Source organism: Gilliamella sp. ESL0443, assembly GCF_019469165.1.
Lineage (GTDB): Bacteria > Pseudomonadota > Gammaproteobacteria > Enterobacterales > Orbaceae > Gilliamella > Gilliamella apicola_E.
Genome location: NZ_CP048263.1, coordinates 1,252,080 through 1,268,058 on the forward strand (window position 1 = coordinate 1,252,080; position 15,979 = coordinate 1,268,058).

Consider the following 15,979-nt stretch of genomic DNA (forward strand, 5'->3'; position numbering starts at 1 on the left):
ATAATTCATTGATAGTCTGCGATCAGCAGACAAATAAAACAGGTTAGTAACAAAATTAAAAAGGGGAACTATTTCCCCTTTTATTAATAATTAAAGCAGTGCCCCGATCATATCTTCGAGTTTACCTTGATCGACCGCAAAGGCTCGAATTCCTTCAGCTAATTTCTCAACTGCCATTGCATCACTATTATGTTGCCATCTAAACTCAGCTTCAGTCATTAACGATGGACGCTCTACAATTGTTTGATTCGGATTCAATTTGCGTTCTACTGGCGCATTTGATTGTTGCATTTCCGCTAATAAATTAGGTGAAATGGTCAAACGATCACAACCCGCTAACGCTAATATTTGATCGACTTTACGGAAACTCGCTCCCATCACAATTGTTTTATAACCATGCTGTTTATAATAGTTGTAAATATTACGAACAGATACTACGCCCGGATCTTGATCAGCAACATAAGGTTCTATTGGTTTCTTTGCTTGATACCAGTCATAAATACGTCCAACAAATGGTGAGATTAGAAATGCATTAACTTCTGCACAAGCTCGCGCTTGAGCAAAGGAAAATAGTAAAGTTAAATTACAGTTAATACCTTCTTTCTCTAAAACTTCTGCTGCTTTAATTCCTTCCCAAGTTGAAGCGATTTTGATTAGAATTCGCGATTTATCAATACCTTTTTGTTTATATAAATCGATAATTTTCCTAGCTTTTTCAATACATCCCTGTTTATCAAACGACAATCTAGCATCGACTTCGGTTGAAATTCGACCTGGAACTGTTTTTAGAATTTCGGCGCCTATATTCACCGCAACTTGATCACAAGCATTAACCAATTGCTGTTCTTTACTGCCACCTAATTTTTTAGCTGTATCAACAGCTGAATCAATTAAAGAACGATATTGAGGAAGTTGAGCTGCTTTTAACACAAGCGATGGATTCGTCGTTGCATCTTCTGGAGAAAACTGTTTAATCGAATCAATATCACCTGTGTCGGCAACCACGACAGTTAATTTTTTAAATTCATCTAATTGGCTCATACTTCAAATTCCTCTACTACATGTTTTTTAAACATAATTATAATAACATTTATTAAGTAATAAAACGACAGGATAAAGTCGTTTCAGTTCAGGCTATTTTTATCAAAAATAGTATAAAAACAAAGCAAAATTAAAAGTTAGCAAGCTCAAGCAAGCTAAATTTAAGCGTAATTCAACAACTCGTTACTTTAAAACTCATCGTAATAAAAAACGTTCTACTTCTTCAGAAAATAGACCACTTTTAAATTATGATTTTTATCTTAGTTGAATCAATTTTTAGCAAATTCAACCCTTTTGCATCCATTGCCATAATGTGATCACTATTTTTCACGGCGGATATTCTATCACGGCTTATACTGCATGTATTTCATGACTTTATTTAAGCAATGTAAACTAAAATACTGTTTTAATATTCTACAATGCTTTGTCTCACTTTACATACAGCATCATCTGCACCAATAGCTTCATGTTTTATATTTTGTGTTTCATCACACCAAAATGAACATGCGTTCATATTAATATCATTTGTTACTTTGAGGTATAAATAAATTCAATTTTGTGATGTAAGTCTCGAAAAAAGATATTGAATAAAAAATATATTGACCTTTTTATTTAAAAGATAACAAAAATAGGCAAAAATAAGCGGTTAAATTTTTAAAAAAGTGACAGGGTTTAATCAAAGGTTAAAGATTAATACATTTGATACATTTAGTCTATTTAAGGCAGGTTAACCTGATTTAATTAATTAAGATTGTTAAAAGAAGATAAATTATTGAACCCAAACATAATTGGGATAAACGGCTAAATTACAACTAATACATGCAGAACACTGCTTACCAGCACAAGTTAATAAATTATTATTTACTAATTTAATGACTCCTTTATTTACCCAAAAATCAAGCATCGGTTCAACGGCGCTTTCAGGCAAACGAAAGTGACGAGCCACATCTAGCAAATTGGCTCGCCCTCGTAATTGAACATAATCTCGGATTGATGTTATCAGCATAAAAATTAAAGTCTATTATTCACAACAAGCCGATTTATTGTGTGAGCGTGGTTTAGGTAACTGATAATGATTAAAGCATGGCAGATTCCCAAGTTTACGCATAACAACAAAAGTCAGAATAATAAATACCCCTATACCAGTTAGCCAATATGGTGCAAATGTTGAATGACCTAATAGACTAGATTGGTAATAAACCGTTGCACATAACCACCCTATAACAAATGTCCAAACTGCGACAAAGATCATCCATTTTAGCCCTGCCTCACGATAAATGGTGCCTAATGCTGCTGCACACGGTGTGTATAGTAGAATAAAAATGAGATAAGCAATGGCAGAAGTTGAAGTAATGAAAGAATTGCTTATTTTAGTTATCGTAATTGAATCAACAGATAATTCATCTTGTCGGCTATCTTGATTAACGAGCCCGAGTGGATCGCCAATTGAGTTTGCTAAATCAATAAGATGAGCAGGAATCGTGGAAAAAGCTGACTTAATTCCACCATAAAATGAAAACTCTTCTTGATCATGATGATCCATTGAATAGAGTGAATTTAAAGTTGCCACCACTGATTCTTTGGCAAAAATTCCGGTAAAAATACCCACGGTAGCTGGCCAATTTTGTTTATCAATCCCCATGGGTGTAAAAGCTGGCGTCACTTTTTGGCCAATAACAGATAACATAGAGTCATTTGAATTTTCATGCCCAAACGAACCATCAACACCCCATGAGTTTAATATGCTAAGTACTGTCACCATCACTACAATTGCTTTACCTGCCCGTAAAACAAAGCTTTTTAGCCGTTGGCAAGTTATTCGCAACATACTGCGTAAAGTCGGAATACGATATACCGGCATTTCCATAATAAATGGTGTTAATTCGCCTTGTAGCAAAGTATTTTTTAAAACAAAACCGGTCAGCATCGCCACAAAAATACCAAGTAAATACAACATAAAAACCACAACCGATGCATAATTAGGAAAGAATATCACAGCAAACAATGCATAAACTGGCAAACGTGCACTACAAGACATAAACGGAATTAGACAAATAGATAAGAGACGATCACGTGGGCTATCTAATGTTCTTGTCCCCATAATAGCTGGCACGCCACAACCAAATCCCATTAACATTGGTACAAAGGCTTTACCGGGCAGTCCGATACATCGCATAAAACGATCTACAATCATCGCAGCTCGAGCTAAATAACCTGAATCTTCCAAAAAAGATAAAACAAAAAACATCGCGGCAATAACTGGAATAAATGTTGATACAGTCGTGATCCCATTACCAAGCCCGTCAGCTAAAATAACCGTTAACCAAGTTGGCGCATGTAGCATATTTAAAAGGTAATTAAAGCCATCAACAAAAATCGTACTAAAAATACCTTCAAAAAAATCAACAAAAACCGAACCAAAATTAATCGCAACCAAAAACATGGCATACATTGCAAACAAAAAGAATGGAATCCCAGTAAAACGTCCTAAAGCTAATTTATCCAATTTTTCAGTAAGATTTAAGCTGGCTTCACGAGGTTTATCGACCACCATTTTGCAAACCATATCAATCGTATCGTAACGTATAGAGGCTAAGGCTACATCAACTTGATAATCAAAATTAATCGATACCAAACGACGACAAGTCTCTAACTTCTCATTTTCAACTAAATCAAATGAGCGATCAGAACCATTAAGCAATGCTTCTATTAATTGCCACCGGTTAAATTGATGGATTTTGCTCGTCACGGGTAATTCATCCAAATAGCGATTAAAGATCACTTTTGAATCCCAATTTAAGGTATCTATTGTTGGTTTTGCTATTTTCAGATCTAGAGTGCTAATTTGTATTTGCTGATAAAATTGTGTTAATCCCATTTTCTGCGTAGATGAAATAGCCACAACTGGGCAACCTAATAGTTTCGCAAGTTTAGCGATATTTAACTTTTCCCCCATCACTGTAAGTGCATCAACCATATTAAGCACAATTATCATCGGCACTTGCATATCAATTAGCTGAAAAGTTAAATACAAGCTACGTTGCAAATTGGTTGCATCAATAACATTAACAATCAAACTGTCTTTGTCTGTTAACAAAAACTGACGTGTAATAAATTCATCTTGAGCGGTTGAATCTGACTCAATGGAATAAGTTCCAGGCAAATCAACAACATCATACTGTGTATTTTGATAATCAAATGAGCCTGACTTATGCTCAACCGTTACACCAGGCCAATTACCAACACGCTGCTTTGAGCCAGTTAACAAATTAAATAAAGTGGTTTTACCACAATTGGGATTACCAATTAACGCAATTTTCATGCAGCTACCTCAACTTCGATGGCTGCAGCTTCTCGACGACGCAAACAGAGCAAAAAACCTCGAAGGCTTATTTCAATCGGATCACCTAGTGGTGCAATTCGCAATACCTTCAATTTACATCCGGGTGTCATTCCCATAGCTAAAAGTTTGCTTCGAAAAGGTAAAGAGTCAGGTAACAGGCGTTTAACAACAGCCTCGTGACCTATAGAAAGGTGTTCAAGGGTAAATACAGACATCATACTTCCTATCAAATACGGTTGTATTTCAATAAATGGCGACATTTTAAAAGATAATCATTCGCATTTTTAGTGTTTAACTGCGAACAAATCGCAAAGAACATCTAAAATAAGTGAAAACAATTGAATTTATAGGCAAATTAGAAGATAACCCTGACAAAAGTTGATAATTCAAGGCTCAAAAACCCCGCTCCTCAACTTTTTTTGGCATTAGAAAAGCGCTTTTCTACAAATCTCTTCAAAATCGTTTTTAAGTTTTTATTAAGATGCTTGATAGCCATTATAGGGTGATAAATCATCATTCTTGGACCAGAATAACGCATGACTTCTTTTATTCGCTGTTTGTAGTCTTTACGGTAACAATGTTTTAAACAGAGTTCGCAGGTAGTTTTAGACTCGCCAAATCGGCACATAGTCAATCGTTGCATAGCATACTGTAATAGATCATTACACTCATCGCATAACTGGTTTTTTGAGGTGTGGTGTTTTTGGTGACAATAAAGATATATCATCACTTTTACTGTGTTTTTTTCCTGATTTATTTTGGGGCCAGTGTTGTTTGCAACCATAATTAAATATATATCGGTCAAAAAGATGCTAGAATACTAAATTAATTAGTATGATCACAAGGATTTTGGTTAATGGCAAGAATTATCAACAAAGATACTACTGTTTGTATGTCACTTTCAGCTAGACCAAGTAATTTTGGTACTCGCTTTCATAATTATTTATATGAAAAATTGGATCTAAATTATATCTATAAAGCCTTCACCACCAATAATTTGAAAGATGCAATTTACGGCATTAAAGCATTATCTATTCGTGGTTGTGCAATTTCGATGCCTTATAAGCAAGCTTGTATAGAATTTATTGATGAATTAGATGTATCAGTACAATCCATTCAAGCAGTGAATACGATCGTTAATACCGACCACTATTTAAAAGCGTATAACACCGACTATATTGCTGTAGAAAAACTAATTAAGGCAAATCATATTAACAACAACACGCCATTTGTTTTAAAAGGCAGTGGAGGCATGGCTAATGCGGTAATTGGCGCTTTTTATGATGCTGGTTTTAAACATGGGATTGTATGTGCCCGAAATCAGATTAAAGGCGAAGCTTTAGCTGAGCGTTACAATTATAAATGGGTTAAGGATGAATCAACCATTACGCCAGAACAAGCAAAATTAATTATTAATGTGACCCCTATTGGTATGCAAGGTGGCGTTGAAGCAGATCAACTAGCATTCAGTGAAGTCCTGATTAATCATGCCGATATTGTATTTGATGTGGTCGCCCTACCAATTGAAACACCACTAATTAATTATGCAAAAAAATTAAATAAAACTGTCATTACCGGTGCAGATGTTGTTGTGTTACAAGCCGTTGAACAATTTATTTTGTACACCGGTGTTACGCCTAGCGATGAACTCATCAATCAAGCTGCTGAGTTTGCCAGACAAGGTTAATCTCATTGATAACATAATTTGTAAAGCACACTCTAAAAAATCTCTTGGTTCGGACGTTTATTCCTTAATGAAATACAGGTTAAAACGTCCAAACTTACCTAAAATCTGTTTAATAGAAAAACTCGAAGCCCCCTTTTTTACTCCAAAAAAAGTTGAGGAGCGGGGTTTTTGATGTTTGCAAACCTTCTATAAAATATCATTAATTAAAAATAGGAAGTAAAATGCTTACTAAACGTTTTACCTACTCGATTAATATCAACCAAGTTTGGCATAGCGCTTCGCCCTCTTTTTTGCTGGTTAACAGCAGCAACTGATAGATTCGCAAATAATAGGGTCTTTTCTAATGGCCAATCATAACTAATGCCATAAGCAAAAGCGCCCTGAAAAATGTCACTTTCGGTCATCTTATCAATCGGTTGGTTTTTAAAACCGGGAATAATGATGACCTCTTGACGATCAAGATATGCACTCCCCTTTTCACCCATGCGGATGATGACTTTACCGCGAGTTAAACTACGCAATTTTTTAAATGCGTCTTTAATTGTTTTCTTATCACTAAAGGATTTTATTTTTAAAAATGCACACGCAAATTGTTCAGTTACAATGACATAATCTGCATGTTGAGCTAGGTACAGACTTGAATCAGACAGACTATCTATACTCATAATAACTTTCGTTTTAGGTAAATTCTTGATGATATATTCACTTAATTCGGCTTCATATCCATCGACTAAAATAACAATATTGTAGCCACGAATGGTTTGCATAAAGTGATTGAGTTTATTTTTTTCATCATCAGTTAATTTTGGTGGCGAGGTTAATCGGTGCGATATAACGGTTTGCATTCCGGTTTGTTCATCAATAGTGATTGCTTCTAATGGGGTGATCATTTTTTCTGAAAAAATAAATTGCTCAGTATTCACGCCTGCATCGGTAAGTTCAGAAACAATCTGATTACCATAGGAATCATTATTTAAATGACTAATGTGATAAATAGCTTCGCCCCAAAGTGCGAGCAAATAAGCCGTATTAGCACAAGAACCACCTCCACAACGGACTATATTATCTGGCGGGATAACACCGTTTTTTTCTAAATTAGGTGAAGTAAAACAAACTAGATCTAAACAAGCAAAACCTACGGTAAGAATTGTCATCATTTAGCCTCAATAAATGGATTAATTTAAAAAAACTAAAAATTGAAAATTTTTGACTTAACTTTGTTCGACTTGATTTAAATAATTATGCCAGCGTTCAAACTGCTAGAGAGAAAATGAAAAGCAATAAGGGAATCTACTTATTGCTTTTAGAAAAACGATGCCTCAAAAAGGCTTTATCATATAAAACTATAATATATTATTATAGAACAACCCGTTTAAGGATTCATTTTATGCTAAGTGAATTTTTTAAGTTTAGTAAGCATAAAACTTAAATTTTGTGATAGATGTCTCAAATATAGTCCTTTTATCACTAAATATCAAATTCAAATGTACATAAAATCATCAGCAAAGATGGTTTAGGTTTATCACTGATGATGAATGCTTTCTCTTTAAATAATGATTTATCTTAAAAAACAGCAATTTTACATGGTCTGTTTTAATTTGTTGTAGACCTCTAAAAGTTTTTGATGCATCACAAATTGATCCATTGGATGATTATGCTCATTGCTAATCAAATCAGCGAGGCCAAAAAACTGTTTTTTGCCTGTTGCATATTGCCACATTTCGTCAACGCAAGTTTTTCCATACATTTTATTGAATGCATTTTGGTAATCACTAAATTGGTTTTCACCTCGTTCAATAATAAAATTCACTAATGTTTGCAAACAACGATAAGCATGGTTACGTTCAGGCGTAAAGATGGATTCGTTCATTTCAACCGTCCAATCGATCCACAATTTTGCTTGCGGTAAATCACCAGCGGCTAATGCCAGCATAGCTTTTAATTCACCAATTCGTAAAGTCAGCCATGCATTATCTTTACCTGTTGCAATGCCAAGCAGTTCACGAACACGAGCAAAATCATCTAAACCTTCATCATCGAACTGTTCAATAATTGCCTGCAACTCTTTTGCTGTTCGCTTTTGATGAGGAAGCGATAAGATCAATTCGCGTAAATGGATCGCCATATTATTGTTTGCGATCAATAGATCTTCAGGTGGATAGATTTCTGACATGCCGACAGCTAAAATACGGCAAGCATAAACCCCAAGATGTTGGTAATCCATGATCAGGACTTCAATTTGATGACGATTAAAAATTGCCATTAAATTAGCAAATTCTTGCTCTGTCGATCCTGAAAAATCCCAATCTACAAATTCATAATCCGATTTTTCATTAAACAGATCCCACGAGATTAAACCACTTGAATCGATAAAATGCGTTTCTAAGTTGCTTAAATCGGCAACATCATCATTATCAAAACTTGGTGGTGAAAACACATCCAAATCTTTAAGGCTTCGGCCTTGTAAGAGCTCGGTAACGGTTCGCTCAAGAGCCACACCAAAATTAGGGTGTGCACCGAAAGAGGCATAACAAGTACCATTTTGAGGATTAAATAAAACAACACAAATAACGGGGAATTCGCCACCTAATGAGCCATCAAAGCAGTAAATCGGGAAGCCTTCGTTTTCTAGAGCGTCGATTGCAGCTAATACTGCTGGATAACGATTGAGTACTTCGACAGGTATGGTTGGCAAACTGATTGCCTCAGTAATAATTCTATTTTTAGTGTAACGTTCGAATATTTCTGACAGACCTTGTACTCGTGCTTCGTTTGGAGTATTGCCTGCTGACATTCCATTAGAAGCATATAAATTAGCTATTAAGTTAACCGGTACATAGATGGTTTGACCATCGGATTGTTGTACAAACGGTAAAGCACAAATCCCACGTTCACCATTACTTGACTGTAAATCAATTAAATCAGTAGCAGTTAATTCATGATCCGGATCATAAAACTTGAGTAATTTTGGCGATAATAATCCTTTAGGTAAACTATTATCTTTCGGTATCATAAACCATTTTTCAGTTGGATAATGAACAAATTCACTATTGGCAGCTTTTTCACCTAAATAAAAATCAGAAAAAAAGTAATTGGTTGAAAGCCTTTCAAAATACTCACCAAGAGCAGAAGCTAATGCCGCTTTTTTGCTGGCGCCTTTACCGTTAGCAAAACAGAGTGGACATTTAGTATTTTGAATATGTACCGACCATACGTTAGGTACAGGATTAAGCCAAGATGCTTCTTTAACAACTAAGTCAAATTTTTCCAATTGTTGCTGAAAATAGTTAATCGAATCTTCAAGTGCTGCATCTTTACCGGGGATAAATGTTTTCATTAAAAAACCTTTTTAATATAGCTTGAACAATTTATTTGTCATTAAGTTCACTTAATGGCGATCTTGGTTTAACTTCTATTGCCAGATCAGCAAATTGTGAGGATTTAAGATGGATCATACCTGCATAAGCAATCATCGCACCATTATCTGTACAAAATTCTAATCTCGGATAATATACCTGCCCTTTTCGCTCAGCCATTAGTTGAGCTAATTTACGGCGTAACGTTTTATTGGCGCTAACACCACCAGCGATAACTAAACGATTAAAACCGGTGAGATCTAAAGCTCGACGTGATTTAATCAACAACGTATCAACTAATGCATCTTCAAATGCTCTAGCAATATCAGCTTTGCTTTGCTCGTCAAGGTCTTGCCCTTGTTGATGAATAGTATTTGCTGCGGCCGTTTTTAGACCAGAAAAACTAAAATCTAAACCCGGTCTATCTGTCATCGGTCTTGGAAAATGAAAACGTGACGCATCACCTTGCTCAGCAAGTTTAGATAATTTAGCGCCACCAGGATAATCCAAACCTAATAATTTTGCTGTTTTGTCGAACGCTTCACCTGCGGCATCATCAATCGATTCGCCAAGTAACTCATATTCGCCAACACCAGTAACTTTAATTAATTGAGTATGACCACCGGATACGAGCAAAGCAACAAAAGGAAACTCAGGCGGATTATCTTCTAACATCGGCGCGAGTAAATGGCCTTCCATATGGTGCACCGCAACCGCAGGCACATTCCAAGCATAAGCAAGCGAGCGACCGATAGAAGCTCCAACCATTAATGCACCAATTAACCCAGGCCCAGCGGTATAAGCTACGCCGTCAATATCACTGGGTTTTAAATTTGCTTCTTTCAATGCAGCTTGAATGAGCGGTACCGTCTTACGAATATGATCGCGCGAAGCGAGCTCAGGTACAACACCACCGTAATCAGCATGTAATTTGATTTGTGAATAGAGTTGATTGGCGATAAGACCTTGCTTGTCATCATAAATAGCAATCCCCGTCTCATCGCACGAGGTTTCAATGCCTAAAATCTTCATTAATGTTTACTCATCAGATCAGAAATTTCGTCTTCACTCCAAAGATCTTGTTCAGAAAGTTCTTTATCAGCGATGCGATGTTCTTCTGTGGCCCAATCACCTAAATCAATCAATTGGCAACGTTTACTACAAAATGGACGATATGGACTTTTTTCAGACCATTCAACATCTTTTTGGCAGGTAGGACATTTTACAATGGTATTTTTATTCATTTAAACGCTCTTAAATTCTATTTGACTAACAACATGCAAGTTCAAATTCGATTGCATCAATATTGTTATTATCGCCAGCATAAAGGGGTAAAAAACGAATACTATAACGAGACATGTGACCGGATACTTGAGGATAAACATTTTTATCCAAAGCAACACGAATTCGAATCAAACTCACATCACCATTGGTTTCTTGGAAGAAGTTGTTGGTACAAGTGAAAAGACTAAATTCGCCTAATTGTCGAATAAATTGTAAACAAGCTTTCAAAGGCTCATCAAGTACCGCAATATGTTTTAACCACTCATCAACTTGTGAATTGCGTTTTTCTTGTGTTTGATTTAACCATAAATGAAATGATGGTAAATCAAAACTACAACATCCACCTGGGATCATCAAACGCTGACGAATTGCCGTAATAAAACGGTCATCTTTCAAAGCTTGTCCTAAGCGTAAACTCGAATTAAACTTTGTTAAAAAAAGATCATATTTTTTAAGCATATCGCCAAGTAACTCTTTGTCTACACCATCAAGTTCAATCCAAGATAGTATTTTCTGTTTTTGAGCTTCGATCTCTTTAATTAAATCGCCTTTAACATCATTACGCTCAACGATTTCTAATAACTCTGATAATGCATGAAAAAACAATAATGCATTATTTTGTGAGAAATGGCGATGTAAATGTAATTGTTTAAGTAAAAACTCGATCCGTAACCAAGTACGCATTCTTTCATTTAATGGATGTTCGAAAATTATGTTATTCATAGCTATTCTTAACTTTTAAGTTATGTAGATATTGCTTATGCAAGTTATCTACTTGAATTTTCAGTGACTCTAAATCACCATCATTCACAATAATATCATCGGCAAAGGCTAAACGATCGGTCAAACAAACCTGTGTTGCAATCATTTTTTTTGCCAATGACTCACTAATTCTATCTCGATTAATCAGGCGTTCTAATTGTAACGCTTCTGGAATATCAATCATCAAAACGCGATCAGCCAGCTGGTGTAAATTGTTCTCAATTAATAAAGGCACCACCCATATCACATAAGGTTTGGTTTGCTGAGCAAATTGTTTTTGCGTCTCTTGTGCAATAATCGGGTGCAATAAATTATTTAACCATAACCGTTCATGATCATTGTTAAAAATGATCTCTCTTAATTGGCTACGGTCTAATTCACCATTTTCTAACAAGATTTCTTGGCTAAAATGTTGAGTAATTTGCTCCAAAGCAGGCGTACCTACTTCAACCACTTGGCGAGCAATAATGTCAGCATCAATAATTGGAACGCCTAATTGAGCAAATAGATGGGCAATGGTACTTTTACCACTTGCAATGCCTCCACTAAGGGCAACAATATAAGACATAAATCAAATTCCAACTAAAATGACTATATTAAGGGATTATATCATACAACTGGGCAACAGAATATATAGCATTTATCACTAAAATAATTTTAATCATTCCCCCCAAAAGGTCCCGCATAAAACGTTTAAATCATTTCTGTCAGAATATCATCAATAACGCAATTTGATGAAAAAATAGCGCCATATTTTGTGATTTAGATCAAAAATAATACTTTTTGTGGATTTTTTAATGTCCAATATCAAAAAAATTAGATAAAACAGTTGTTTTGTTCGTATAGCTGTATATAATCACATGTATCTGTATATAAAAACAGGAATAAACCATGAGACCATTAACCGAACGCCAACAACAAATTTATGATTTAATTAAAGAAAATATTCAAACAACCGGTATGCCACCGACTCGAGCGGAAATTGCCCAAAAATTAGGATTTCGATCCGCCAATGCAGCTGAAGAACATTTAAAAGCATTAGCTAAAAAAGGGGCGATTGAGATGATAGCTGGCTCATCTCGTGGAATTCGTTTATTACTTGAGCAACCTGATGACGCATCCGATTTTGAAGGCATCCCTTTAATTGGTAAAGTAGCCGCTGGCTCACCAATTTTGGCACAAGAACATATCGAAAGCCATTATCAAATGTCACCAGCATTATTCAAACCACAAGCTGACTTTTTATTAAGAGTAGAAGGCATGTCAATGAAGGATATCGGTATTTTAGATGGTGATTTACTTGCCGTACACAAAACTCAAGATGTAAAAAATGGCCAAGTGGTTGTAGCGCGCATTGATGACGAAGTTACTGTAAAACGATTATCGCAAAAAGGAAGACATGTAAAACTTCTTGCAGAAAATCCTGAATTTGCGCCAATCGATGTTGATTTAGAGCAACAAAATTTTGCCATTGAAGGTATCGCAGTTGGTATTATTCGTAATGGTTCATGGATGTAATCTTAAAGTTAGTATAAAATATCCAATAATTGTTGCTTAGGAGATAACAATATGTGGTTATTTTGGGTATATGAATTTTTAGGATTTGTTGGCGTTATATTATTAGTCTTCGCTTACTGTCGTATTCGTAAACAAGGGTTTTGGTTTTTTTTGTGGCACAATTTAAAATGGATTTCGATTGGTGTTGCTTGTGTTTGGCTACTAATAGCACTCATTTGTCGAAATGATTTATACAGCGCTGCAAAATGTTATTTCCGTGGTGAAAGTATGCACGCTAACACCAAATACTCTATCTTTTGGAGTGAGTGTCAAATCGAAACGTCTAATGGTAACTTTCTGCCGATTGACCGCACCCGAGCACTGCCTGGCGCCAAAGATGGTGGTGATAGTCATGGTGACGGAGTGCCTGCTGATGATTTAATCATCAATTAAATGGGTTGATTCTAAAAACAGGCAATGCAAAACGTTGCCTGTTTTTTATTTGGTAAAATTCTATTTGATTGACTTTATTTATATCACTTTTTCATTAACCCGCATGTAAGCTAAGCAATGTTTTTCGAGTTGTTTAAAGCCAAAAATCAGAACAAAACTCACACACAAATAGATCACCGCTGCAATCCCAAAGGCATGAAAAGGTTGATAGGTTTCAGCATAAATATCACGGGCTATCTTCATCACATCTTGAACCGTCACAGTAAAAGCTAATGCGGTTGAGTGCAACATAAAAATCACTTCATTGCTATAAGCAGGCAATGCAATTCGAAAAGCTCTTGGTAAAATAATATAGCGATACAATTGCCAACGATTAAAACCAAGTGCGGTAGCGGCCTGAATTTCACCACTTGGTACATTACGAATCGCACCAGCAAAAACCTCAGTAGTGTATGCGCAAGTATTGAGTGTAAAAGCTAAAATAGTACAATTTAATCCACTTTGGAAAAAGTCACTTAAGTATTGATGTTCGCTAACAAAACTTAATGTATATATGCCGGTATAGATAATCAATAACTGCACATAAAGTGGCGTCCCACGAAAAACATAAGTAAACAAACAAATCGGGCATTTAATGAAGATATGGTTAGCATTTCGCCCCACCGCTAACACTAGTGCTAAAATCCCACCTAATGACACAGACAGAATCAAGATCCAAAGCGTCATTGCCAGACCTGTAATATGGTATCCATCCGACCATAATAGTGCTTTCCAATAATCTTGAATGATTTCTAACATAATATGGCTCGATTATAATTTTGCTTTAGTGATTCCGGCGGAATAATGTTTCTCAAGCCACCATAAAACAACATTAGATATAGAAGTAAAAAATAGATAAAACGCTCCGGCTAGTAAGGCAAAAAATAGCGGTTGATAGGTTGCCTCGCCAGCGGTTTTGGTTGCTTTTACTAGATCAAACAATCCTAATAATGATACAAGTGCCGTGGCTTTTAAAATGACTAACCAATTATTAGCAACTCCGGGAAGAGCATAACGCATCATCAATGGGAATCGCACATAGATAAAAACTTGACGCTTGTTTAAGCCTAATGCAGTAGCAGCATCAATTAATGTTTTGGGAACCGATTGAAAAGCACCGCGGAAGGTTTCGGTAAAATAAGCACCGTAGATAAATCCTAATGTTATAATACCTGCCACAAAAGGATTGATTTCGATCATATCAACTTCAAGAAAATCAGTAATGCTATTTAACAAAAATTGCAAACCGAAAAAGATCAGCATCATCAAAACTAAATCAGGCACACCACGAATTAATGAGGTATAAGCCTGACAAAGTAGTTGCAAAATAGGCTTTTGAGATAATTTGCCAAGAGCACAAACTACCCCCATCATTATGGCAAGAATTAGCGAACAAATCGCTAATTCAATTGTAACTAGTGCACCTTGTAATATTAATGAACTATAGCCTTGCATATAATTTATTTTTTATTGCCATAAACGTTAAAATCAAAATACTTATCATTGATTTTCTTATAGGTGCCATCATTTAAAATTTCAACAAGTGCCTGATTAAACGCTTCACGAAGCTCATCATCCTTTTTACGGAATCCTAGCCCAACACCAACATCAAAATAACCTTTATCACTAAGCACATCACCAGCGAACGCAAAGTCTTTACCTTGGGGCTGTTTTAAAAAGGCGTAGCTACCAGTAACCTCATCTTGCAATGCCGCATCTAAACGCCCCGCGGCCAGATCCGAAAACACTTGTAACTGATTTTGATATGGCACAATCACTACACCATTTGGGCGCCACTTATCATTAGCAAAATGCTCTTGAGAAGTCCCCTGCTCAACGCCAATCCGCTTACCTTTTAATGACTCAATGGTTGGTAACAAATCAGAGCCTTTTTTTGCGATTAAGCGAGAATTAGTAATAAAAATTTCGTCGGAAAAAGCTATCTGTTTTTTACGTTTTTCCGTCATCATCAATGAAGAGGATATCATGTCGATTTTGCGTGACAATAAAGAGGGAATTAACGCATCAAAATCAGTAGTTTGAAACTCACATTTGATCTTAGCCTTTTCACAAAGTGCTTTGGTGATTTCGATATTAAAGCCACTAATCTCACCATTTTTATCAATAAAATCAAACGGCGCGTAGGATGTATCCGACCCAATTTTAATCGATTCAGGCACTTTGGCTTGAATTGCCCAAGCACAACTTAACAACATCGCTACCGAGGCAATTTTAAATAGACGCTTCATGATTTAATCCTATAAAATTTTTGAACGCATAATATAGCGTGTTATTAAATGAATTAATAATAAAAAAAAATTATCAACATGAGGGTGAAAATTGAGTAAAAGTTATAATTAACATTGTTAAAAGGCGAATTTTTAGGCCTCAAAAACCCCGTTCCTCAACTTTTTTGGCTTAAAAAGTATGCCATTCAATACTTTTAAGTCTGATTTGATATTAATAAATTTACTTTCGCTAATTATATAGTATGCTTTGCATTATGATGTTAACTCA

The 15,979-nt window shown here is 35.6% G+C and carries 17 protein-coding genes; 3 read left to right on the top strand and 14 right to left on the bottom strand.

Translation table 11 applies throughout. The features are described 5' to 3' along the window. Nucleotides 1-90: 90 nt before the first annotated feature. The 5 genes from tal to GYM76_RS05760 form a co-directional block, all read right to left on the bottom strand. Nucleotides 91-1,041, bottom strand: coding sequence for a transaldolase (gene tal / locus GYM76_RS05740; RefSeq protein ID WP_065561718.1), 951 nt, complete (start codon nucleotides 1,039-1,041; stop codon nucleotides 91-93). 769 nt (nucleotides 1,042-1,810) lie between these two features. Then, nucleotides 1,811-2,047 carry a FeoC-like transcriptional regulator gene (locus tag GYM76_RS05745; RefSeq protein ID WP_065561719.1) on the bottom strand — a complete coding sequence of 79 codons (237 nt, stop codon included), beginning with the start codon at nucleotides 2,045-2,047 and terminating at the stop codon, nucleotides 1,811-1,813. Between the two features lie 15 nt (nucleotides 2,048-2,062). Next, nucleotides 2,063-4,363, bottom strand: coding sequence for a Fe(2+) transporter permease subunit FeoB (feoB, locus tag GYM76_RS05750; RefSeq protein ID WP_220224852.1), 2,301 nt, complete (start codon nucleotides 4,361-4,363; stop codon nucleotides 2,063-2,065). Next, nucleotides 4,360-4,599 (bottom strand): FeoA family protein, encoded by a 240-nt coding sequence (locus GYM76_RS05755; protein ID WP_220224853.1) that lies wholly within the window; start codon nucleotides 4,597-4,599, stop codon nucleotides 4,360-4,362. Before GYM76_RS05755 ends, feoB begins: the two co-directional genes overlap by 4 nt. Nucleotides 4,600-4,793: 194 nt before the next feature. Then, nucleotides 4,794-5,168 (bottom strand): nitrous oxide-stimulated promoter family protein, encoded by a 375-nt coding sequence (locus GYM76_RS05760; RefSeq protein ID WP_255561409.1) that lies wholly within the window; start codon nucleotides 5,166-5,168, stop codon nucleotides 4,794-4,796. Between the two features lie 72 nt (nucleotides 5,169-5,240). Here GYM76_RS05760 and GYM76_RS05765 point away from each other — a divergent pair, with 72 nt between their 5' ends. Beyond that, nucleotides 5,241-6,071 (top strand): shikimate 5-dehydrogenase, encoded by an 831-nt coding sequence (locus GYM76_RS05765; RefSeq protein WP_220224855.1) that lies wholly within the window; start codon nucleotides 5,241-5,243, stop codon nucleotides 6,069-6,071. A gap of 203 nt (nucleotides 6,072-6,274) precedes the next feature. Here GYM76_RS05765 and GYM76_RS05770 read toward each other — a convergent pair whose 3' ends face one another. The 6 genes from GYM76_RS05770 to coaE form a co-directional block, all read right to left on the bottom strand. Further along, a complete protein-coding gene (locus GYM76_RS05770) occupies nucleotides 6,275-7,228 on the bottom strand; it encodes a carbohydrate kinase family protein (RefSeq protein ID WP_220224856.1) in 954 nt (317 codons plus the stop codon). Between the two features lie 422 nt (nucleotides 7,229-7,650). Continuing rightward, nucleotides 7,651-9,408 carry a 30S ribosomal protein S12 methylthiotransferase accessory factor YcaO gene (gene ycaO, locus GYM76_RS05775; RefSeq protein ID WP_220224857.1) on the bottom strand — a complete coding sequence of 586 codons (1,758 nt, stop codon included), beginning with the start codon at nucleotides 9,406-9,408 and terminating at the stop codon, nucleotides 7,651-7,653. Between the two features lie 31 nt (nucleotides 9,409-9,439). After that, entirely contained in the window at nucleotides 9,440-10,459 is a 1,020-nt protein-coding gene (gene tsaD / locus GYM76_RS05780) for a tRNA (adenosine(37)-N6)-threonylcarbamoyltransferase complex transferase subunit TsaD (RefSeq protein ID WP_220224858.1), read from the bottom strand. Further along, nucleotides 10,459-10,671: a DNA gyrase inhibitor YacG gene (yacG, locus tag GYM76_RS05785; protein WP_065734517.1), complete on the bottom strand. Its 213-nt coding sequence runs from the start codon at nucleotides 10,669-10,671 to the stop codon at nucleotides 10,459-10,461. The genes tsaD and yacG overlap by 1 nt, the downstream gene beginning before the upstream one ends. 25 nt (nucleotides 10,672-10,696) lie before the next feature. After that, nucleotides 10,697-11,434 (bottom strand): cell division protein ZapD, encoded by a 738-nt coding sequence (gene zapD / locus GYM76_RS05790; protein ID WP_065734518.1) that lies wholly within the window; start codon nucleotides 11,432-11,434, stop codon nucleotides 10,697-10,699. Then, nucleotides 11,427-12,041 carry a dephospho-CoA kinase gene (coaE, locus tag GYM76_RS05795; protein WP_220224859.1) on the bottom strand — a complete coding sequence of 205 codons (615 nt, stop codon included), beginning with the start codon at nucleotides 12,039-12,041 and terminating at the stop codon, nucleotides 11,427-11,429. Before coaE ends, zapD begins: the two co-directional genes overlap by 8 nt. Before the next feature lie 323 nt (nucleotides 12,042-12,364). Here coaE and lexA point away from each other — a divergent pair, with 323 nt between their 5' ends. After that, nucleotides 12,365-12,991: a transcriptional repressor LexA gene (lexA, locus tag GYM76_RS05800; RefSeq protein ID WP_065561729.1), complete on the top strand. Its 627-nt coding sequence runs from the start codon at nucleotides 12,365-12,367 to the stop codon at nucleotides 12,989-12,991. 51 nt (nucleotides 12,992-13,042) lie between these two features. Next, on the top strand, nucleotides 13,043-13,423 hold the full coding sequence (locus GYM76_RS05805) for a hypothetical protein (protein WP_220224860.1): 381 nt from the start codon (nucleotides 13,043-13,045) through the stop codon (nucleotides 13,421-13,423). A gap of 78 nt (nucleotides 13,424-13,501) precedes the next feature. On the opposite strand, the gene hisM is transcribed toward GYM76_RS05805, so the two are convergent. Genes hisM through GYM76_RS05820 form a run of 3 tightly spaced genes read right to left on the bottom strand, consistent with a single transcriptional unit; the run spans nucleotide 13,502 to nucleotide 15,711 of the window. Beyond that, complete coding sequence (gene hisM, locus GYM76_RS05810; RefSeq protein WP_220224861.1) at nucleotides 13,502-14,221, bottom strand: histidine ABC transporter permease HisM; 720 nt, start codon at nucleotides 14,219-14,221, stop codon at nucleotides 13,502-13,504. Between the two features lie 12 nt (nucleotides 14,222-14,233). Beyond that, nucleotides 14,234-14,917 (bottom strand): ABC transporter permease, encoded by a 684-nt coding sequence (locus GYM76_RS05815; RefSeq protein ID WP_220224862.1) that lies wholly within the window; start codon nucleotides 14,915-14,917, stop codon nucleotides 14,234-14,236. Nucleotides 14,918-14,922: 5 nt separating this feature from the next. Further along, nucleotides 14,923-15,711: a lysine/arginine/ornithine ABC transporter substrate-binding protein gene (locus GYM76_RS05820; protein ID WP_220224863.1), complete on the bottom strand. Its 789-nt coding sequence runs from the start codon at nucleotides 15,709-15,711 to the stop codon at nucleotides 14,923-14,925. Nucleotides 15,712-15,979 lie beyond the last annotated feature (268 nt).